We start from the raw sequence: 19,790 nt of genomic DNA, 5'->3' as shown, positions 1-19,790 counted from the left end.
ACAGATCGACACGGATGGACACAGATAAGAAAGATGACCGGTTGATCGCTATGAGCGACAGCTTTCAGTACGCGTCCGGCACCCAGTTTTGCTTCGACTTCTTCGGCCTTTTATAGCCGTCGTCGCTCTGCCGGGGCGGCAGCTCCAGCTCCACCGGGGCGATGTCCTGATAGGGGATCTGCTGGAGCAGGTGGTGGATGCAGTTCAGCCGCGCCTTCTTCTTGTCGTCGGCGTCGACGATGTACCACGGCGTCAGCTTCTTGTCGGTGTGTTCCAGCATGACGTCCTTGGCCTTGGAATACTCGACCCAGTGCTTGCGGGATTCGAGGTCCATCGGGCTGAGTTTCCAGCGCTTGATCGGGTTGTGCATGCGCTCGGTGAAGCGCTTCTCCTGCTCCTCGTCGCTGACCGAGAACCAGTATTTGATCAGGATGACGCCGGAGCGGACCAGCATCTCCTCGAAGGCCGGGCAGGCGCGCAGGAACTCCTGGTATTCATCGTCGGTGCAGAAGCCCATGACCCGTTCGACGCCGGCGCGGTTGTACCAGCTGCGGTCGAACAGCACGATCTCACCCTTGGCGGGAAGCTGCGCGACGTAGCGCTGGAAGTACCACTGCCCGCGCTCCCTCTCGGTCGGCGTTCCGAGAGCCACGATCCGGCAGACGCGGGGGTTGAGGCTTTCGGTGATGCGCTTGATGACGCCGCCCTTTCCGGCGGCGTCGCGCCCTTCGAACAGCACGCAGACCTTCAGGCCGTTGACCCGCACCCATTCCTGCAGCTTGATCAGTTCGAACTGCAGCCGGGCCAATTCGTCGACGTATTTGACCTTCTTGCCGTCCTTCGGCGGCTTGCCGCCGCTCAGGTCGCGCCAGTGGGCCTCGATGGCGGCTGCCTCCTTGGCGTCGCGCAGCACCTCGCCGCCGGTGGCCGGGACGCCGAGCCCGAGATCCTTCAGCTTCGGCGCCTTCTTCTTTTTCGGCTTGTCGCCGGCCTCGGCCTCGATGCCCGTCTTGACCTCGTCCATTCCAGCGCCCCTTGCGTATCGTTTTCCCACCCAACCAACGCTAGGAGAAGCGGACGCGTCAGGCAACCGCCCGCGCAGCCTCCGCGACGAAGTGACCGGGGCGGCCCGGCCGCTGATGGTCAAGCCGGTTCTAACTCTTGCGCGCCCGCGGATGGGCCGACCGGTACACGTTCATCAACTGCTCGCTCTCCACATCCGTGTAGCGCTGCGTGGTGGAGAGCGAGGCGTGCCCCAGCAAATCCTGGATCGCCCGCAGATCCCCGCCATCGGCCAGCAGATGCGTCGCGAAGCTGTGGCGCAGCGCGTGCGGCGTGGCGCTGTCCGGCAATCCCATCAACCCGCGCAGTTTCTGCATCTGGTGCTGCGCGATGCCCGCGTTCAGCCTCCCACCGCGCACGCCGACGAACAATGGCCCGTCCGGGGCCAGGGTGAAGGGGCAGGTATCGAGGTAGGCCTGAACCGCCTCGGTCACCGCCGGCAGCACCGGGATCATGCGCTCCTTGCGGCCCTTGCCGGTGACGCGCAGGCTTTCGCCCAGCGGCGCGTCCTTGCGCGCCAGCCCCAACGCCTCGGAGATTCGCAGGCCGCAGCCGTAGAGCAGCGTGAACAGCGCGCGGTCGCGCTTGCCGATCCACGGCTCCTCGCGGTCCTGCTCGGCCTCGTCGAGGAAGCGGTCGGTGTCGATCTCGGTCAGCGGGCGCGGCACCGGGCGCAGCACCTTCGGGGTGTTCAGCGTCGCGATGGCCGGGTTGTGCAGGCGGCCGTCGCGGTCCATCCAGCGGAACAGGTTGCGCACCGCCGCCAGCTTGCGCGCCCGGCTGGCCCCGACCAGACCGTCCATGGCGAGCCGCGACAGCCACGCCCGGAACTCCCCGGCCTTCATCCCGGCCAGATCGTTCATCGAGGGCGGGGAGCCGCCCCGGTATTCGGTGAGGAAGCGCAGGAACTCGGCCACGTCGTTGACGTAGGCGGACAGGGTGTGCGGCGAGACGTTGCGCTCGCTCCGCATCCAGCGCTGCCAGTGGACCAGCGTGTCCTGCACGTCGGGCTTGGCGGAGAACCCCAGCGCCGGCCCCAGCGTCGGTCCGGTGGTCACGCCGGCAGCTCCAGCCAGCCCCGGATGACCCGTTCGACCACGCGGGCGAGGAAGCCCACCAATTCGGTGCCTTGGCCGGTGTGGAAGGTGTCCGGCTCGCGGCTGCCGAAGGCCAGCATGCCCTCGGGCGTCTCGCTCGACACGTGGATGCGGATCAGCGCCTCCGAGCGCACCAAGCCGGCGCCGGGGCCGTAGATCTCCGGATCGCCCTGGATGTCCCGGTTCAGCACCACGTCGGCGCGGCCCAGCCGTTCGGCGATGGCGCCGGGCTCGACCACGCGCACGCCGGACGTGTGGACGTGCGGGATGTCGCCCCCGTTCGATTCGACGACCAGACAGGCGACGTCGAGGTCCAGCAGCACGGCCAGATCGGTGGTGATGGTCTGGATCAGATGCTCGAAGCTCTGGGCGTCGAGCAGGAACAGCACGGCGGCGTGGATGCGGTTCTGGCTGTTCAGGTTGGCGCGGCTGGTGCCGATCAGCTCGCGCTGCTCGGCCTTCAGGCGCCGCACCTCGCCGCGCAGACGCTCCAGCATGAAGCTCTGGAGATCCACCACCCCACGCCCGCGGTCCTGGGAAGGCGGGGTCAGGTGGTGGACCAGATCGGCGTTCTGGGCCAGGAAATCCGGGTGGTTCCGCAGATACGCGCAGACGTCCTCCGGGGAGAGCGTCGGCGTCGGTCGTTGGGGGTGTCCGGTCTCGCGGCCCATCGCGTCATCCTCCCCTGGACGGGCGCGTCAGAGGATGGACTGGCCGGTCTTCTTCCAATCCTGGACGAACTGGGCGAGGCCCTTGTCGGTCAGCGGATGGTTGAAGAGCTGCTTGAGCACCGAGGTCGGCGCGGTGACGACATGGGCGCCGATGCGGGCGGCGTTGACGATGTGCATCGGGCTGCGGACCGAGGCGACCAGCACCTCGGTCTTGAAATAGTCGTAGTTCGCGTAGATCTCGCAGATGTCGGAGATGATGCCCATCCCCTCCTGCCCGATGTCGTCCAGCCGGCCGACGAAGGGCGACACGAAGGTCGCGCCGGCCTTGGCGGCGAGGATGGCCTGGGCGGGGGAGAAGCACAGCGTGACGTTGACCATCGTCCCTTCGGACGACAGGGCCTTGCAGACCTTGAGCCCGGCGGGGGTCAGTGGCACCTTCACCGCGACGCGCGGAGAGATCTTGGCGATCTTCAGCCCTTCGGCGAGCATGGTGTCGAAGTCGGTGGAAGCCACCTCGGCGCTGACCGGGCCGTCGACCACGTCGCAGATCTCGGCCACGAGGTCGAGGAAGTTGCGGCCGCTCTTGGCGATCAGGGAGGGGTTGGTGGTAACACCGTCCAGCAAACCGGAATCGGCCAGATCGCGGATCTCGGTGATGTCGGCGGTGTCGACGAAGAACTTCATGACAAAGGGTCCATGCGTGGCTGAAAGAGGCGTGGCTGAAAGAACCGGGACCGGCCGCACCGGCACCACACCGGCGGGCCGTCCCGCCCGGCGACCGGGGCATGGGACCACTCTAGCCGATGCGTGAGCCTTCCGCCAGTTCCGGCCCGGCCCTCCAGGGTGATCTTCTGGGGGCCGAGGCGCGCGTCGCGGTGCTGTTGCCGCTGCCGCTGCGCGAAGCCTACGATTACCGCGTGCCCGACGGCATGGCGCTCGTCCCCGGCGACGTCGTCGAGGTGCCGCTGGGGCCGCGCCGTGTCATCGGCGTGGTCTGGGGGCCGGGGGCCGGGACGGTCGAGAGCGGCCGGCTGAAGGCCGTGGTCCGCCGCTTCGATGTGCCGCCGATGACCGAGGTCGGCCGCCGCTTCATCGAGTGGGTGGCCGCCTACACGATGACGCTGCCCGGATCCGTCCTGCGCATGGCGATGAGCGTGCCCTCGGCGCTGGAGCCGCCCAAGCCGACGCTGGCTTACCTGCGCAAAGCCGACGCCGAGCCGCCGCCCGGCTTCAAGATGACCGACCCGCGCAAGCGCGTGCTGGCCCTGCTCGACGACACGCTGGCGGGCGGGCCGCCGCGCACGCCGGGCGAACTGGCCGAGGAGGCCGGCTGCGGCGTCACCGTGGTGCGCGGTCTGGCCGAGGCCGGGCTGCTGGAACCGGTGTTGCTGGAGCCGACGACGCTGGGCCGCCCGCCCGACTGGGCGCGCCCCGGCCCCTCCCTGTCGGCCAACCAGGAGGCGGCGGCCGAGGACCTGCGCGCCCGCGTCGGCACCGGCGGCTATTCGACCGTGCTGCTCGACGGGGTGACCGGGTCGGGCAAGACCGAGGTTTATTACGAGGCGATCGCCACCGCGCTGAAGCAGGGCAAGCAGGCGCTGGTGCTGCTGCCGGAGATCGCGCTGTCGGCGCAGTGGCTCGACCGCTTTGCCAAGCGCTTCGGCGCGCCACCCGCCGAATGGCATTCGGAGCTGACCGGGGCGCAGCGCCGCGACACGTGGCGCGCCATCGCCAAGGGCGAGGTGCCGGTGGTGGTCGGCGCCCGCTCCGCGCTGTTCCTGCCCTATCCCGACCTCGGGGTGATCGTCGTCGACGAGGAGCACGACTCCGCCTACAAGCAGGAGGAGGGGGCCATCTACCACGCCCGCGACATGGCCGTCGCGCGGGCGCATCTGGGGGGCTTGCCCATCGTGCTGGTCTCGGCGACGCCTTCGCTGGAGACCAAGGTCAACGCCGACAGCCACCGCTACGCCCGCATCGAGCTGCCGTCGCGCCACGGCGGCGCCGTGCTGCCCGACATCGATCTGATCGATTTGCGGCGCGACCGCCCGCCCGCCCGACACTGGCTGGCGCCCAGCGTGCGCAAGGCGCTGACCGAGACGCTGGCCGGCGGCGAGCAGGCGATGCTGTTCCTGAACCGGCGTGGCTACGCCCCGCTGACGCTGTGCCGGGCCTGCGGCCACCGCATGCAATGCCCGAACTGCACCGCGTGGCTGGTCGAGCACCGGCTGGCCCGCAAGCTCCAATGTCACCATTGCGGTCTGCAACAGCCCTTGCCGCCGAGCTGCCCGAGTTGCGGGGAGGAGGGCACCATGGCGGCCTGCGGCCCCGGCGTGGAGCGCATCGCCGAGGAGGTGGCGGAGCTTTACCCCGACGCCCGCGCCGCCATCATGGCGTCCGACACGCTGTTCGGTCCGCGCGCGATCCAGGAGATGGTCCGCAAGATCGGCGACCACGAGCTGGACATCGTCATCGGCACCCAGGTGATGGCGAAGGGCCACCATTTTCCGATGCTGACGCTGGTCGGGGTGGTCGATGCCGACCTCGGCCTGAACGGCGGCGACCTGCGCGCGGCCGAGCGGACCTACCAGCTGCTTCACCAAGTGGCGGGGCGGGCCGGGCGCGGCGAGCGGCCGGGACGGGTGATGCTGCAAACCTTCATGCCCGAGCATCCGGTGATGCAGGCGCTGGCGGCGGGCGACCGCGACGGCTTCTACCAACTGGAGGCGGAGATGCGGCAGGAGGCCGGCATGCCGCCCTTCGGCCGGCTGGCGGCGCTCATCGTGTCCGGCGAGGATCCGACGCTGGTGGATCGGGTGGCGATGGCGCTCGGCCGCGCGGCGCCGCGCGGCGAGACGGTGCATGTGCTGGGACCGGCCCCGGCGCCGCTGGCACTGCTGCGCGGCCGGCACCGCCGCCGGTTGCTGCTGAAAGCCCCGCGCGCCACGCAAGTGCAACCCTTGATCGCGGATTGGTTGAGTCGGGTCGAGATTCCGCCGTCGATCCGCGTGCAGATCGACGTCGATCCCTACAGCTTCCTGTAAAGGCCAAGGAGAGGCGGGGACGGCGTTATGGCAAATCGCGGGTGTTGCTTTGGCATGGCACCTGTGACGATTGGTCCATTGCGCCGTGCCGTCTGCGGTACTACCACGATGCCCATGCTTACGGCGCCGCTTGTCCATCCGGAATGTCTCATGCACAGACTGAACGGCCGTCTTCACCGCCACACGCTGCTGACGGTCATCCCGGTCCTGCTGCTTCTGCTGGTGATCGCGCTGACCGCCGGCGCGCCGGCGCGCACGCGCGGCACCGACGCGGAGGCCGGGGCGATGCTGGACCGGGCGGAGCGCTACCTGAACCGGAACGGCGTGGGCGCCGCCCCTGGGGTCTTCGCCGACCATGAGGGCGGCTTCATCGACCGCGACCTCTACCCGATGCTTCTGGACCGCGACGGGGTGATGGTGGCGCATGGCTGGACGCCCTCGCTGAACGGGAGCAACCTGACCGATCTGCGCGATGCGGACGGCAAGCCCTTCATGCGCGAGGCGCTGGACGGAGTCGAGCGGCAGGGCCGCGCCGACGTGACCTATCGGTGGCTCGACCCGCTGTCGGGGCAGATCGCCCGGAAGACGATGCACGCGCGCCGCCTGGTCCTGAACGGAAAACCCTACACGCTGGCGGTCGGCGTCTACCGCTGAGCCGCGCGATTCGTATTGTTAAGGATCTACAGCACCGGAAACGGCGCGGCCGTGCGCGGCCGTGCGCGCCAGATCGACAGGCATTCCGCGGCGCTGCCGCCGGCCCCGATGCCGTACCAGCCGGACCGGTCGTGGAAGGACAGGGTGTAGCGCCCGCGCCCGTCGCGCTCGAAGCGGAAGACCGGGCGGTCGACCTCGGGCAGCAGCACCAGCAGGCGGTCGTGCTCGCGCCCCGACTCGCGGACGACTCCGGCCCAATGGCCGTCCCGCAGCTTGGGTTCGGCGATGGTCTCGAAGGTGGCGAGGTCGTCCGGCGTGAAGCGGGCGCTGGAGAAGGCAAGCACGGTGGCGGTCGCGGCGGCGGTGGCGGTCATGGGGGCGGGGGCCTTTCGTCTCGGTGACCCGAAGGGAGGCGAACCGAAGAAGCGGCTCTTGATAACGCGGTCTGAAGCGACCCTGCGCCGGAATGGTTAATCGCCAATTAAGCGCGTCCCGTGTGCCCGTGGAAGTCACAGCCGGGTCCATCGGCCCGCGCGGATTGAACATTGCGCGGACCGATGATTCCGCAGTTGCTCAAAACGCCGCACGCAAATTGTCCAGACCCGGTTGCGTGGGGGCAATTCCTGTGATATTGGACCGCTCGCTTTCGCGGCCGGGGTGTTTGTGCCTCGGGTTGACACCCTCTAGGGCCGCTGAATTCACCGTCTACCGAACTCAATTCGAGGGATCAGGTGGCATCCGAAGGAACAGGCGTTTCCGAACTCGCCGCGCGCTACTCCACCGCGCTGTTCGAGCTTGCGGACGAAAACCAGGCGTTGGACACGGTCGCGAGCGATCTGTCCACGCTGAAGCAGATCCTGGCCGAGAGCGCTGACCTGCGTCGCCTCGTCCGCAGCCCCGTGATCAGCCGTGCCGATCAGGCCCGCGCGATGGCCGCTGTCCTGGACAGCGCCGGCCTGTCCGATCTGACCAAGCGCTTCATCGGGCTGGTGGCGGCGAATCGCCGCCTCTTCTCGATCGACGGCATGATCGACGGCTTCCTGGCCGAGCTGGCCCGGCGCCGCGGCGAGGTCACCGCCCAGGTCACCTCGGCCCAGCCGCTGAGCGACGCCCAGCGCAACGCCGTGATCGACACGCTCAAGGCGTCCATCGGTTCCAAGGTGCTGGTGAACACCTCCGTCGATCCCGAGTTGATCGGCGGCATGATCGTCAAGTTCGGCTCGCGCATGGTCGATACCTCCGTGCGCACGAAGCTGAACAAGTTGCAACTCGCCATGAAGGCCTCAGGGGGGTCAGTCTGATGGATATCCGCGCCGCAGAAATCTCTGCGATCCTCAAGCAGCAGATCGCGAATTTCGGTACCGAGGCGGATGTCGCCGAAGTCGGTCAGGTTCTGTCGGTGGGCGACGGCGTCGCCCGCGTGCACGGCCTGGACAACGTTCGCGCCGGCGAGATGGTCGAGTTCCCCGGTGGCCTGCAGGGCATGGCGCTGAACCTCGAGACCGACAACGTCGGCATCGTGATCTTCGGCGACGACCGCGGCATCAAGGAAGGCGACACCGTCAAGCGCACCGGCACCATCGTGGACGTCCCCGTCGGCCGCGGCCTGCTGGGCCGCGTGGTCGACGGTCTGGGCAACCCGATCGACGGCAAGGGCCCGCTGGTCGACGTGACCCGCACCCGCGTGGAAGTGAAGGCCCCCGGCATCATTCCGCGCAAGTCGGTGCACGAGCCGATGCAGACCGGCCTGAAGGCCGTCGACAGCTTGGTTCCGATCGGGCGCGGCCAGCGAGAGCTGATCATCGGCGATCGCCAGACCGGCAAGACCGCCGTCGTCATCGACACCTTCCTGAACCAGAAGCCGATCAACCAGGGCGACGACGAGAGCAAGAAGCTCTACTGTATCTACGTCGCCATCGGCCAGAAGCGTTCGACCGTCGCCCAGATCGTCAAGACCCTGGAAGACGCCGGCGCCATGGAATACTCCATCGTCGTCGCCGCCACGGCCTCGGAACCGGCTCCGCTGCAGTTCCTCGCGCCCTACACCGGCTGCACGATGGGCGAGTACTTCCGCGACAACGGCATGCACGCCCTGATCGTGTACGACGATCTGTCCAAGCAGGCCGTCGCCTACCGCCAGATGTCGCTGCTGCTCCGTCGTCCGCCCGGCCGCGAAGCCTACCCCGGCGACGTGTTCTACCTCCACTCGCGCCTGCTCGAGCGCGCCGCCAAGATGGGCGACGCCCACGGCAACGGCTCGCTGACCGCGCTGCCGGTCATCGAGACGCAGGCCGGCGACGTGTCGGCGTACATCCCGACCAACGTGATTTCGATCACCGACGGCCAGATCTTCCTGGAAACCGGCCTGTTCTATCGTGGCATCCGCCCCGCCATCAACGTCGGTCTGTCGGTGAGCCGCGTCGGCTCCGCCGCCCAGATCAAGGCGATGAAGCAGGTCGCCGGCACCATCAAGATGGAACTCGCGCAGTACCGCGAGATGGCCGCCTTCGCGCAGTTCGCCTCCGACCTCGACGCCTCGACCCAGCGCCTGCTGGCCCGTGGCGCCCGTCTGACCGAGCTGCTGAAGCAGGGCCAGTTCCAGCCGCTGCCCGTCGAGGAGCAGGTCGTCTCGATCTTCTCCGGCGTGAAGGGCTACCTGGACGCGATCAAGGTCGAGGACGTCAACCGCTTCGAGGCGAAGTTCCTGTCGGAAATCCGCGCCAAGGGCGCGGACATCCTGGCGGCGATCCGCACCGACAAGCAGATCACGTCGGCGACCGAGGAAAAGCTGAAGGCCTTCCTCGACAGCTTCTCCAAGGTCTTCGCCTGACCGACCGTGCGCGGGGGCGGGCGACCGCCCCCCGCCGTCACGGAAGACGGGCACGGAACGACCTCGAGCGGAATTGAAGGGCCGGCATGCCTAACCTCAAGGACCTAAAAAACCGGATCGCGAGCGTCCAGTCGACGCGCAAGATCACCTCGGCCATGAAGATGGTCGCGGCCTCCAAGCTGCGCCGCGCGCAGGAGCAGGCGGAAGCCGGCGGTCCCTACGCGGAGCGTATGGGCCGCATGCTGTCGTCGCTGGCCTCCAACGTGCAGGACAGTGGCAACGGGCCGAAGCTGATGACCGGGACGGGCGCCGACCAGGTGCACCTGCTGGTCGTCGTCAGCTCCGATCGCGGTCTGTGCGGCGCCTTCAACGGCTCCATCGTCCGCGAGGCCAAGCGCCAGATCGCCCGCCTCCAGGGCGAGGGCAAGACCGTGAAGGTGCTGACCGTGGGCCGCAAGGGCCGCGACCAGCTGCGCCGCGACTACGCCTCGCTGATCGTCGAGAGCTACGAGGACGTCGGTCGCCGCCGTCTCTCCTTCGCCGACGCCGACATGGTGGCGAAGAAGGTGCTGGCGATGTTCGACGCCGGCGAGTTCGACGTCTGCTCGGTCGTCTTCAACAAGTTCAAGTCGGCGATCTCGCAGATCGTGACCGTCCAGCAGCTGATCCCCTTCGCGGTTCCGGTCGCGGCCGACGCCGCCCCCGCCGCGACGGACGAAGCCAAGGCGATCTACGAGTTCGAGCCCGACGAGGAGCAGATCCTCGCCGAACTGCTGCCGCGCAACCTGTCGATCCAGATCTACCGCGCGCTCTTGGAGAGCGCGGCGTCCGAGCAGGGCGCCCGGATGACCGCGATGGACAACGCGACGCGCAACGCCGGCGACATGATCAACAAGCTGACGATCACCTACAACCGGACGCGCCAGGCCTACATCACCAAGGAGCTGATCGAGATCATCTCCGGTGCCGAGGCCCTGTAAAGGCGGCGACGACACGCAATCGGCCGGCGACGGCACACCGACACTTACCGAGTTCCTAGGGAGCTTTACTCCATGGCCAGCACCAATTCCGTCGGCAAGATCACGCAGGTTACCGGCGCCGTCGTCGACGTGCAGTTCGACGGCGTCCTGCCGTCGATCCTGAACGCGCTGCACACCCAGAACGACGGCAAGACCCTCGTCCTGGAAGTGGCGCAGCACCTGGGCGAGAGCACGGTCCGCACCATCGCCATGGACAGCACCGACGGTCTGGTGCGTGGCTCGGAAGTCCTGGACACCGGCAACCCGATCACCGTGCCGGTCGGCCCGGAGACGCTAGGCCGCATCATCAACGTCATCGGCGATCCGATCGACGAGCGCGGTGCCGTCAACGCCGCCCGCTCGCTGCCGATCCACCGTTCGGCCCCGGACTTCGTCGACCAGTCGACGGACGCCGAAGTGCTGATCACCGGCATCAAGGTCATCGACCTTCTGGCTCCCTACGCCAAGGGCGGCAAGATCGGCCTGTTCGGCGGCGCCGGCGTCGGCAAGACCGTGACCATCATGGAACTGATCAACAACGTCGCGAAGGCGCACGGCGGCGTGTCGGTGTTCGCCGGCGTCGGCGAGCGCACCCGTGAGGGCAACGATCTCTACCACGAGATGATCGAGTCGGGCGTCATCAAGCTCGACGGTCCGGGTTCCAAGGTGGCGCTGGTGTACGGCCAGATGAACGAGCCGCCGGGCGCCCGCGCCCGCGTCGCGCTGAGCGGCCTGACGCTCGCGGAATACTTCCGAGACGAGGAAGGCCAGGACGTGCTGTTCTTCGTGGACAACATCTTCCGCTTCACCCAGGCCGGCTCGGAAGTGTCGGCTCTGCTGGGCCGCATCCCGTCGGCGGTGGGTTACCAGCCGACGCTGGGCACCGACATGGGCGCCCTGCAGGAGCGCATCACCTCGACGAAGAAGGGTTCGATCACCTCGGTGCAGGCCATTTACGTGCCCGCCGACGATCTGACCGATCCGGCCCCGGCCGCCTCCTTCGCCCACCTGGACGCCACCACGGTGCTGTCGCGCTCGATCGCGGAAATGGCCATCTTCCCGGCCGTGGATCCGCTCGACTCGACCAGCCGCATCCTCGACCCGCGCGTCGTCGGTGAAGACCACTACCAAGTCGCCCGTTCGGTCCAGAAGGTTCTGCAGACCTACAAGTCGCTGCAGGACATCATCGCCATTCTGGGCATGGACGAGCTGTCGGAAGAGGACAAGCTGGTCGTGGCCCGCGCCCGCAAGATCCAGCGCTTCCTGTCGCAGCCCTTCCACGTCGCCGAGGTGTTCACCGGCACGCCGGGTGTGCTGGTCAGCCTGGAAGAGACCATCAAGGGCTTCAAGGGCATCGTGAACGGCGACTACGATCACCTGCCGGAAGCCGCCTTCTACATGGTCGGCACCATCGACGAGGCGATCGCCAAGGCCAAGAAGCTGGCGGCCTGACCGGCCTCCGATCTTCGCTGACGCATGGTTCACCCTCTCCCCTCGCAAGAGGGGAGAGGGTTCTTACGAAGAGGCACCAGGAAACCCATGGCCGATAAAGTCGAATTCGAGCTGGTCTCGCCGGAAAAGCTGCTGAAGTCGCTGCCGGTGGACATGGTCGTGGTGCCGGGTACGGAAGGCGATTTCGGCGTGCTCGCCGGCCATTCGCCGCTGATCTCGACGTTGCGTCCGGGCGTCATCGACGTCTACGAGGGCGAGCGCATCGTCGACCGCGTCTTCGTCGCCGGCGGTTTCGCCGAGGTGACCGAGACCCGTTGCACCGTCCTGGCCGAGGAAGCGGTGGCGCTGACCGATCTCGACCGCGCGTCGGTCGAGAAGTCGATCAAGGATCTCTCCGAGGATTCGGACGACTCCAAGTCCGACGCGGAAAAGGCCGCCATCGAGGCGAAGCTCGCCGTCGCGCGGGCCAAGCTGGACGCCATCGGGACGTCCTCCGCCGCTCACTGAGCGCATGGCGGCAGGCTTGTCAGGTTGACGGGCGGTTCGGTTCATCCGAGCCGCCCGTTTCCGTTGCAACACGATGAACATCGCCTACATTCAAACGCTGGACGCGGGGGCGGCAACGCTTCCGCTTCGGTGAGCACCTTCGCCGGCAGCACGCGGCACAACAGAGGCGGACCATGACCCGGATGCATTGGCGGATCGACGAGCTTCCCTGGGATCACTTCGACCGCAGCAAGATCGATCCGGACATCATCCCGCTGATCAAGGCGGCGGCCCTGGTTGAGTTCAACGCCCACGACTACACGGCCTATCTCTGCAACGTCTTCCACGACGACGAGGCGTTCAAGGCCGTCGCCCATGCCTGGGCGATCGAGGAGGTGCAGCATGGCGAGGCGCTCGGGCGCTGGGCCGAGCTGGTCGATCCCACCTTCGATTTCCAGGGTGCCGTCGCCCGCTTCCGGGCCGGCTACAAGGTCCCCATCGACATCGACGCCTCGGTGCGCGGGTCGCGCAGCGGCGAGATGGTGGCGCGCTGCATCGTCGAGACCGGCACCAGCTCCTACTACGCCGCCATCGGCGACTCCACCGACGAGCCGGTGCTGAAGGAGATCTGCCGCCACATCTCGGCCGACGAGCTGCGCCACTACAAGATCTTCTACACCTTCAACAAGAAGTACCTGGAGCTGGAAGGGCTGACCCGGTTCCAGCGCCTGAAGGTCGCGCTGTCGCGCATCGGCGAGTCCGAGGACGACGAGTTGGCCTACGCCTATTATGCGGCCAACGCCCCAGCCGATGCGGTCTACGACCACAAGCATTACAACGCCGCCTACACGCGGCGGGCCTACGGCCGGTTCCGGCCCAAGCACATCGACCGCGCCATCTCCATGGTGTTCAAGGCCTGCGGGCTGAAGCCGCACTCGCGTCTGCGCATGCTCGCCTCGCGCGGCGCGTGGTGGCTGATGAACCGCCGGACCAAGCGTCTGGTCGCGCAAGGGGTCTGAGCGAATCGGGGCGTCAGCCCCGCCGGCCCCGGCGCGTCAGCGATTCCGGCGTGAACTCTTCCGGCTTCAAAGGCTTGTCGAAGATTGGCGGCCCCAGCGCGTTGTCGATGCCGCGCACGACGTAGCGGTCGGCCGTCAGGTCGTAGACGAATTCGGCCGCCGGCAGGAAGGCCGGGACCTGCCAGTGGGCGACGTTGTGCGCCTCGGCGTAGCGCAGCAGGTCGCCCTTGCCGTTGTAATGCTCGGCCATGACGATCTGCCAGGAATCCTCGTCCAGGTAGTAGGTGCGGTCGGGCAGGCTGTGCTGGAAGTTCGGCTTCAGCCGGGCGTCGACGATCCACACCCGGTGCATCTCGTAGCGCAGGAATTGGGGGCTCGGGTGGCCCCGCCACAGGAAGTCGGCCGGCGCGAGGTTGGGCGTGTTCAGGCGGTAGGCGTTGTAGGGCGCGTACATCTCGCGCCGCGACACCAGCGTGAAGTCGAAGCGGTCGAGCGGGCCGCTGAACATGTCGAGCATGTCGGCGGTGCAGATGCCGCCGCTGGCCGGGTCCGGCGTCTCGTAGAGGAAATCGGGCGCGGGCACGACGCGGCCCCGCTCGCCCATGCGCGCCCAGGCGCGGAAGCCCGACTGGATCGGGTTCAGCGTCGCGCGGGTTAGCAGAACGGTGCCGGCCTCCTCCTTGGGCGTCAGGGTGGTCCGGCGGTAGAGCAGGGGCGGGCCGCCGTCCACGCCGGCCGCGTAGGGAAGGGAGACGTCCTCGCGGTACAGCCGGCCGGCCATGCCGCCCTCGCCGCCGGGCAGGATGGTCTGGCCGGTGCGGGTGAAATTCGTGCCGCGCCAGCGCAGCACGTGGTTCCACATCGCCTGGACGCCGTTGGCCGGGATGGGGAAAGGCACGCCGATCCTGGCGCCGCCCAGCACCAGCCCGTTGCCGCCCAGCGTGGCGCGTCCCGCGTTCTCGATGCTGGCGTCGTAGACGGCCTGGGGGGCGGCGGCGCTGCGGCGGCAGGGGAAGACCGGGACCTCGAAGCTGTCCGGAAACTTCGCCAGCAACGCCTGGAGGCCGGCGGACAGACGGACCTTGTAGCGCTCCACGTCGCCTGGCCCCACGGTGAACCAGCGCCCGTCCTCCAGATACGGGTCGGGGCTGTGGCGGCCGGGAACATAGCCCTTGGGCGCGGTCGTCAGCCCGCCGGTCCAGGGCGGAATGGCGCGGGTGCCGTTGCCGGCGCGGACCGCGCCGAAGGGGGTCAGCTCCTCGCCAAGCTTGGGCACGGCGGGAGGCGGGGCCGGGGGGCCCTCCTGCGCATCGGCCGGCCTTGCAACGGCGGCGGCGGCGCTCCCCAGCATCAGGGTCAGGGCGTCGCGGCGGGTGAGGGAAGGGGCGTTGCCGGTCATGGTCTGTCCACGCGGGGGGCGGCCACGAAGCGTTCGACCGCGCCGAAGGCGTCGCGCACCCCCGCCGCCAGTTCGGCCAGCCGGGGCCAGGGCGTACCGTCCGCCGTCGCGTGTTCGAGCGCCCGCGCGGCCTCGGCCAGCGGCGTGGCCCCGGCGTTGAGCGCGGCGCCTTTCATGTTGTGGGCGCCCGCCCGCAGGCGGTCGAGGTCGCCCGCCGCCGTCGCGGCGGCGAGGCCGGCGAGAATTTCCCGGCTGCTGCCGATGAAATCGTTCAGCAATTCGGCGATCAGCGCCGCGTCGCCGCCGCACAGCGCGTGCAGCGTGGCCCGTTCGATGGGGGGCATCTGGGCCGGATCGGCGACCGGGCGGGGAAGGCAGGGGCTGGGAGCGCGCGGCGGCGTGGACGGCAGCCAGCGCGACAGGGCCGCCGCCAGTTGCGGCAGGTCGAGCGGCTTGCTCAGAACGTCGTCCATGTCGGCGGCGCGGTAGCTTTCGATGTCGGCCGGGCTGGCGTTGGCGGTGACGGCGACGATGGGAAGACGCCGGGAACCGGTGGGGCCGGCGCCCTCCGATTCGGCGGCGCGGATGCGGCGGGTCAGCTCGAAGCCATCCATCTCCGGCATCCGCACGTCGGTCAGCAGCAGGGCGTAGCGGCGCGGTCCCCGCCACGCAGCCAGCGCCTCGGCGCCGCCGTCGGTCATCTCCGCCGCGTAGCCCAGGGAGTGCAACTGCATCAGCAGGACCTTGCGGTTCACCGGGTTGTCCTCGGCGACCAGGATCAGGCGGCCTTGCGCCAGCGCCTCGTCGACGCTCGGCGTCAGCGGTGTGCAGGGGACGGGGGCGGCGGCGCAGCGTCCGGTGGCGGGAAACGTCGAGACGGGTTCCGCGTCGGGAAGGCATGGCGCGGTGACGGGAGGCAGGGTCCGCCCGGCGGCGGCCGCGACGACGGCGCGCAGCAGCGAGAGACGTCGCACCGGCCGTGCCAGCGTCACCGCGCGGTCGCCGCGCCGCTCGCTGTCGGTTCCGTGCAGCAGGAGAACGGGGGGCTGCCGGGTTTCGCCGGGGCGTCCGTCCAGTTCCACGACGCCGGGACCGTGGAAACCCTCGTCCACGACCGCCACGCCGCCGGCCTCCCGCACGGCGCGGGCCTGGATCGCCAACTCCTCAGCCGTGGCGATGGGAAGGACGCGGGCGCCGGCGGCCTCCAGATAGCAGCCGAGAAAGCTGCGCTCGGTGTCGTCGGGAATGGCCAGCAGCACGGTCAACCCGCCGAGGTCGATGCCGCCGGGCGCCTCCTCCACGATGGCGGGGTCCACAGGAGCGGATCGGCCGAGCGGCAACGCCAGCCAGAAGGTGGAGCCGACACCGGGCTTGCTCTCCATCCCGATCTCCCCGTCCATCAGCGCGGCCAGCCGCCGGCTGATCGACAGCCCCAGCCCGGTCCCGCCGTAACGCCGGCTGGTGGAGCTTTCCGCCTGGGTGAAGGGCTGGAACAGCCGGCGCCGCGCCTGGTCCGGGATGCCGATGCCGGTGTCGGCGACCTCGATCCGCAGGGCGGCCGTCCCGTCCCGCATGTCGCCCAGCGCGGCGCGCAGCACGACGCGCCCGGTCTCGGTGAACTTGACGGCGTTGCCGGCGAGGTTGAACAGGATCTGCCGCAGCCGCACCGGGTCGCCGAACAGGACCGGCGGGATGGCGGGATCGACGTAGGTCAGCAGCGCGAGGCCCTTGGCGCGGGCGGCGGGGGCGAGGGTGTCCGCCACCCCTTCCACCAGCGCGGCGACGGACAGGGCCACCCGCTCGATGTCCATCTTGCCGGCCTCGATCTTCGAGACGTCGAGGATGTCGTCGATGATCCGCAGCAGGGATGCTGCCGATTCCCGCATGGTCGCCGTGGTGGCGCGCTGCTGGGCGGTCAGCTCGCTGCGCTCCAGCAGGCCCAGCATGCCGATCACGCCGTTCATCGGCGTGCGGATCTCGTGGCTCATGGTGGCGAGGAAGGCGGATTTGGCTTGGTTCGCCAACTCCGCCTGTTCCCTGGCGGCGTCGATCCGCTGTTCGACCAGTTTGCGCCGGGTGATGTCGTAGAACCAGCACAGCCGGACCTCCCGCCCGTCGAGCGTGGCGGGATCGACCGACATCGAGGCCCAGATCGTCGATCCGTCGGCGTGGCGCAGCGTCACCTCGGCGTCGCGGACCGGGGAGCGGTCGAACAGCCCACCGGGGGCGGGGGGCTCCGTGGCGGCGAACAGCGTGGCGACGGCGGCGCCGGCCAGTCGCTCCTTCGGAACGCCCAGCAACTCGGCCAAGCGCTGGTTGGTCCGCACGATGGCGCCGTCCGCGTCGTAGGCGCAGACGCCGACCGGGCTGGCCTCCAGCATGGCGTTGATCTGCGCGCGGCTCTCGCTCAGCTCGCGGGTCCGCTCGGCGACGCGGGTTTCGATGGACTGGATCTGGGCGAAGGCGCGTAGCGCGGCGATGACGGCGGTGAACAGCCCCTCCGCCGACAAATCGGCCTTGGGCTTGTAGTCGTTGATGTCGTAATCGACGATCACGTCGCGCTGCGGCGCCTGCCCCGGCTCGCCGGTGCGCAGGATGATGCGGAGGTCGCGGTTGCCCAGCTCGTCGCGGATCCAGCGCACCAGCTTGAGGCCGGAATCCTCCTCCTCCATCATCACGTCGAGCAGCAGCACGGCGACATCGCGGCGGGTTTCCAGGATCGCCCGCGCGTCCGACGCCGAGACGCCGCCGATCAGGGCCAGCCTCCGCCCCTGGAAGGTCACGTCGGCCAGCAGCAGGGCGGTCATCGCGTGGACGTCGGGCTCGTCATCCACCACCAGCACGGTCCAGGGCGGCGGCTCCGCGCCGTCCGGGGCGGTCGTGGCGTCGTCCTCCGCCGCGAACAGAATGTCGTCGTCGAAGAGGGGTTCGGCGAGCGCACCCGTGCTCATGCTGGTTCGGTCTCCACGCCGCACGCTTCGATCTTCGGCCCCTCGGACGCCGCGTCGGACGCCGTCTTGGGAATGCGGAGCGTGAACGTAGTTCCATCGCCGGGCGTGCTGTCAACCGAGATCCGCCCGCCCAGCGTCCGGGTCGCGAGGTTGAAGACGATGTGCAGCCCCAGCCCGCTGCCGCCCGTCCCGCGCCTTGTGGTGAAGAAGGGCTCGAAGACGCGGGAGCGGTGCTCCTCCGGGATGCCGACGCCGTCGTCGGAGAAGCGGACGATCACCTCGCCGTCTCCCGGATCGTCCACGTCGATCACCATGTGGCCCTCCACCATGCGGCCCGTCCCATCGGGAAAGGCGTGGGTCAGCGCGTTCATCACGAGGTTGGTCACCACCTGGCTGAGAGCGCCGGGGAAGCTGTCCAGCACGATGCCGGGGGAGCAGGCGATGGCGACGCGGTGCGGCGTCTTGCGCAGGGTCGGACCCAGGGAGGTGACGATCTCCTCCAGATAGGCCAGCAGGTCGAAGCGCCGCCGCTCCTCGCTGGTCTGGTCGACGGCGACGCGCTTGAAGCTTTGGATCAACTCGGCGGCGCGGGTCAGGTTCTGCTGGATCAGGCGGGAGGATTCGCCGGCCGCCGCGACGTAGGCGGTCAGGTCGGATCTCTTCATCGTCCCGGCTTCGAAGGCGTCGCCCAGCGCCTTCGTGCGGCCGGACAGGTGGCTGGCGCAGCCGAAGGCGATGCCGACGGGGGTGTTGATCTCGTGCGCGACGCCGGCCACCAGAAGCGCCAGCGAGGCCATCTTCTCCGCCTGCACCAGATGGTCCTGGGTTTCCTTCAGCTCGGCGTAGGCGGTCTCCAGCGCCTGCATGGCGTGGAAGATCTCCTCGGCGGAGCGGGCCTCGACCGTCACGTCGGTGAAGGTTCGGACGAAACCACCCTCGGGCAGCGGGTTGGTGCGCAGCTCGACGATGCGGCCGTCGGGGCGGCGGCGCTTGAAGGTGAAGGGCCGCTCGAACCCGCCCTCCGTCCGGTCGAGATGGAGGTCAGGGTCGTCGCCCATGTCGTCGAACTCGCCCCGGCCACGCTGCCGGTCGACGATGGCGGGGAAGGACGGGTTGGTGGAAAGGAACTCCGGGGGCAGGTCGAGGAATTCGGCGGCGCGGCGGTTGGACATGACGACCCGCAGGGCGCGGTCCACCTTGATGATTCCCTGGTCGGTGTTGTCGAGCGTGATCTGGAGGATGTTGCGCTCATGCGCCAGCTCCTGCTGGGCGATGACCCCTTGGCAGAGCGCCGCCTGTTCTTCTTCCAGCCTTGCCAGCGTGGCGTTGTGGGCCAGAATCACCCGGCCCATCTCGTCGGCGGAGAACCAGTCCACCGGGTGGCCCTGTCCCCGTTCCGCATCCCGGATCGCGGCGGCCAGCCGGTGCAGGGGGCGGCCGACGGCCAGCCGCAACGCCGCCAGCGCCGCCGCAACGGCGCCGGCCAGCGTCAGCAACAGCAGGACGGCGGCGTTCGCCATCTCCAGACTCCATTCCCGGCGCACGGAGTCCTGGCTGTAGCGCAGGGTGAGGGTGCCGCCCCTGGCGTCCGCCGTCCCGATCGGCCGCAGCACAGTGCTGGTGCCGGGATCGGCATCGGGCGGGCAGTCCGGGCCGGGCCACGCGATCCGGCGGCCGGTCCGGGCGTCGGACAGCGCGACGCAGACGAGGTCGCGGTTGGCGGCGATGGCTTGGACGAGGCTGCGGATGGCGGTGTCGTCGAGAGGCCATGGGCCGGCCGACAGTGCCGCCGCGTTGCTGTCGGCAATGGCGGCGATCCGGTCTTTCAAGGCGGCTTGCAAGTCGCGATGACGGTCGAGGAAGACCACAGCGGACAGCAGGGAGACGGTCAGGACAAGGCTGGGAACAAGGATCAGCAGGAACTTGGCCGAGACCGTCGGCACCCGCCGCCATGCTCGCGCGATCCTGTTCATGCCGGTCCGTATCATGCCATGGTGTTTTATAAAGGTGTCCGGATGCGGCGTCAGGGCCGTTTTTTCCGTTCTACGCCCTTCCATGCGTTTCGGAAAGGCGGCGCGGGACCGGCGACGATGCTTGAGCGCCGCC

Annotated in this window: 16 protein-coding genes; 8 read left to right on the top strand and 8 right to left on the bottom strand. The window is 68.9% G+C overall.

Annotated features, from left to right (window positions below; translation table 11 throughout):
- Positions 1–64: 64 nt before the first annotated feature.
- The 4 genes from ppk2 to fsa all read right to left on the bottom strand — a co-directional run bounded on the left by ppk2 (position 65) and on the right by fsa (position 3,514).
- Positions 65–1,024, bottom strand: a complete 960-nt coding sequence (gene ppk2 / locus EJ913_RS04825) for a polyphosphate kinase 2 (protein ID WP_211098871.1) — start codon at positions 1,022–1,024, stop codon at positions 65–67.
- Between the two features lie 130 nt (positions 1,025–1,154).
- A complete protein-coding gene (locus EJ913_RS04820; RefSeq protein WP_244939244.1) occupies positions 1,155–2,120 on the bottom strand; it encodes a tyrosine recombinase XerC in 966 nt (321 codons plus the stop codon).
- Positions 2,117–2,830 carry a DUF484 family protein gene (locus EJ913_RS04815; RefSeq protein ID WP_126995302.1) on the bottom strand — a complete coding sequence of 238 codons (714 nt, stop codon included), beginning with the start codon at positions 2,828–2,830 and terminating at the stop codon, positions 2,117–2,119. The genes EJ913_RS04820 and EJ913_RS04815 overlap by 4 nt, the downstream gene beginning before the upstream one ends.
- Before the next feature lie 27 nt (positions 2,831–2,857).
- A complete protein-coding gene (gene fsa, locus EJ913_RS04810) occupies positions 2,858–3,514 on the bottom strand; it encodes a fructose-6-phosphate aldolase (protein WP_126995300.1) in 657 nt (218 codons plus the stop codon).
- Positions 3,515–3,633: 119 nt separating this feature from the next.
- Here fsa and EJ913_RS04805 point away from each other — a divergent pair, with 119 nt between their 5' ends.
- Complete coding sequence (locus EJ913_RS04805; RefSeq protein WP_126995298.1) at positions 3,634–5,874, top strand: primosomal protein N'; 2,241 nt, start codon at positions 3,634–3,636, stop codon at positions 5,872–5,874.
- A gap of 150 nt (positions 5,875–6,024) precedes the next feature.
- Entirely contained in the window at positions 6,025–6,528 is a 504-nt protein-coding gene (locus tag EJ913_RS04800; RefSeq protein WP_238519508.1) for a cache domain-containing protein, read from the top strand.
- Positions 6,529–6,554: 26 nt separating this feature from the next.
- Here the strand turns inward: EJ913_RS04800 and EJ913_RS04795 are convergent, their stop codons facing one another.
- A complete protein-coding gene (locus EJ913_RS04795) occupies positions 6,555–6,902 on the bottom strand; it encodes a hypothetical protein (RefSeq protein ID WP_126995296.1) in 348 nt (115 codons plus the stop codon).
- 357 nt (positions 6,903–7,259) lie between these two features.
- Between EJ913_RS04795 and EJ913_RS04790 the strand changes: the two genes are divergently transcribed.
- The 6 genes from EJ913_RS04790 to EJ913_RS04765 all read left to right on the top strand — a co-directional run bounded on the left by EJ913_RS04790 (position 7,260) and on the right by EJ913_RS04765 (position 13,334).
- Positions 7,260–7,829 carry a F0F1 ATP synthase subunit delta gene (locus EJ913_RS04790; protein WP_126995294.1) on the top strand — a complete coding sequence of 190 codons (570 nt, stop codon included), beginning with the start codon at positions 7,260–7,262 and terminating at the stop codon, positions 7,827–7,829.
- Positions 7,829–9,358: a F0F1 ATP synthase subunit alpha gene (atpA, locus tag EJ913_RS04785; protein WP_126995292.1), complete on the top strand. Its 1,530-nt coding sequence runs from the start codon at positions 7,829–7,831 to the stop codon at positions 9,356–9,358. The genes EJ913_RS04790 and atpA overlap by 1 nt, the downstream gene beginning before the upstream one ends.
- 86 nt (positions 9,359–9,444) lie before the next feature.
- A complete protein-coding gene (locus tag EJ913_RS04780) occupies positions 9,445–10,338 on the top strand; it encodes a F0F1 ATP synthase subunit gamma (protein ID WP_126995290.1) in 894 nt (297 codons plus the stop codon).
- Between the two features lie 72 nt (positions 10,339–10,410).
- Positions 10,411–11,829 carry a F0F1 ATP synthase subunit beta gene (gene atpD, locus EJ913_RS04775; RefSeq protein WP_126995288.1) on the top strand — a complete coding sequence of 473 codons (1,419 nt, stop codon included), beginning with the start codon at positions 10,411–10,413 and terminating at the stop codon, positions 11,827–11,829.
- A gap of 87 nt (positions 11,830–11,916) precedes the next feature.
- Positions 11,917–12,336, top strand: a complete 420-nt coding sequence (locus tag EJ913_RS04770) for a F0F1 ATP synthase subunit epsilon (RefSeq protein ID WP_126995286.1) — start codon at positions 11,917–11,919, stop codon at positions 12,334–12,336.
- Between the two features lie 173 nt (positions 12,337–12,509).
- Positions 12,510–13,334 carry a ferritin-like domain-containing protein gene (locus tag EJ913_RS04765; RefSeq protein ID WP_126995284.1) on the top strand — a complete coding sequence of 275 codons (825 nt, stop codon included), beginning with the start codon at positions 12,510–12,512 and terminating at the stop codon, positions 13,332–13,334.
- Positions 13,335–13,347: 13 nt separating this feature from the next.
- Here the strand turns inward: EJ913_RS04765 and EJ913_RS04760 are convergent, their stop codons facing one another.
- Genes EJ913_RS04760 through EJ913_RS04750 form a run of 3 tightly spaced genes read right to left on the bottom strand, consistent with a single transcriptional unit; the run spans position 13,348 to position 19,657 of the window.
- A complete protein-coding gene (locus EJ913_RS04760) occupies positions 13,348–14,733 on the bottom strand; it encodes a DUF1329 domain-containing protein (protein WP_126995282.1) in 1,386 nt (461 codons plus the stop codon).
- Complete coding sequence (locus EJ913_RS04755) at positions 14,730–17,684, bottom strand: ATP-binding protein (protein WP_126995280.1); 2,955 nt, start codon at positions 17,682–17,684, stop codon at positions 14,730–14,732. Before EJ913_RS04755 ends, EJ913_RS04760 begins: the two co-directional genes overlap by 4 nt.
- The gene (locus tag EJ913_RS04750) at positions 17,681–19,657 is read right to left on the bottom strand and encodes a sensor histidine kinase (RefSeq protein ID WP_126995278.1); all 1,977 of its coding nucleotides are present in this window, start codon (positions 19,655–19,657) and stop codon (positions 17,681–17,683) included. Before EJ913_RS04750 ends, EJ913_RS04755 begins: the two co-directional genes overlap by 4 nt.
- Positions 19,658–19,790 lie beyond the last annotated feature (133 nt).

Origin of the sequence: Azospirillum doebereinerae, assembly GCF_003989665.1 — a bacterium.
GTDB lineage: Bacteria > Pseudomonadota > Alphaproteobacteria > Azospirillales > Azospirillaceae > Azospirillum > Azospirillum doebereinerae.
The sequence above is the reverse complement of the archived record's forward strand: the minus strand, read 5'-3'. Positions and strand labels throughout refer to the sequence as shown.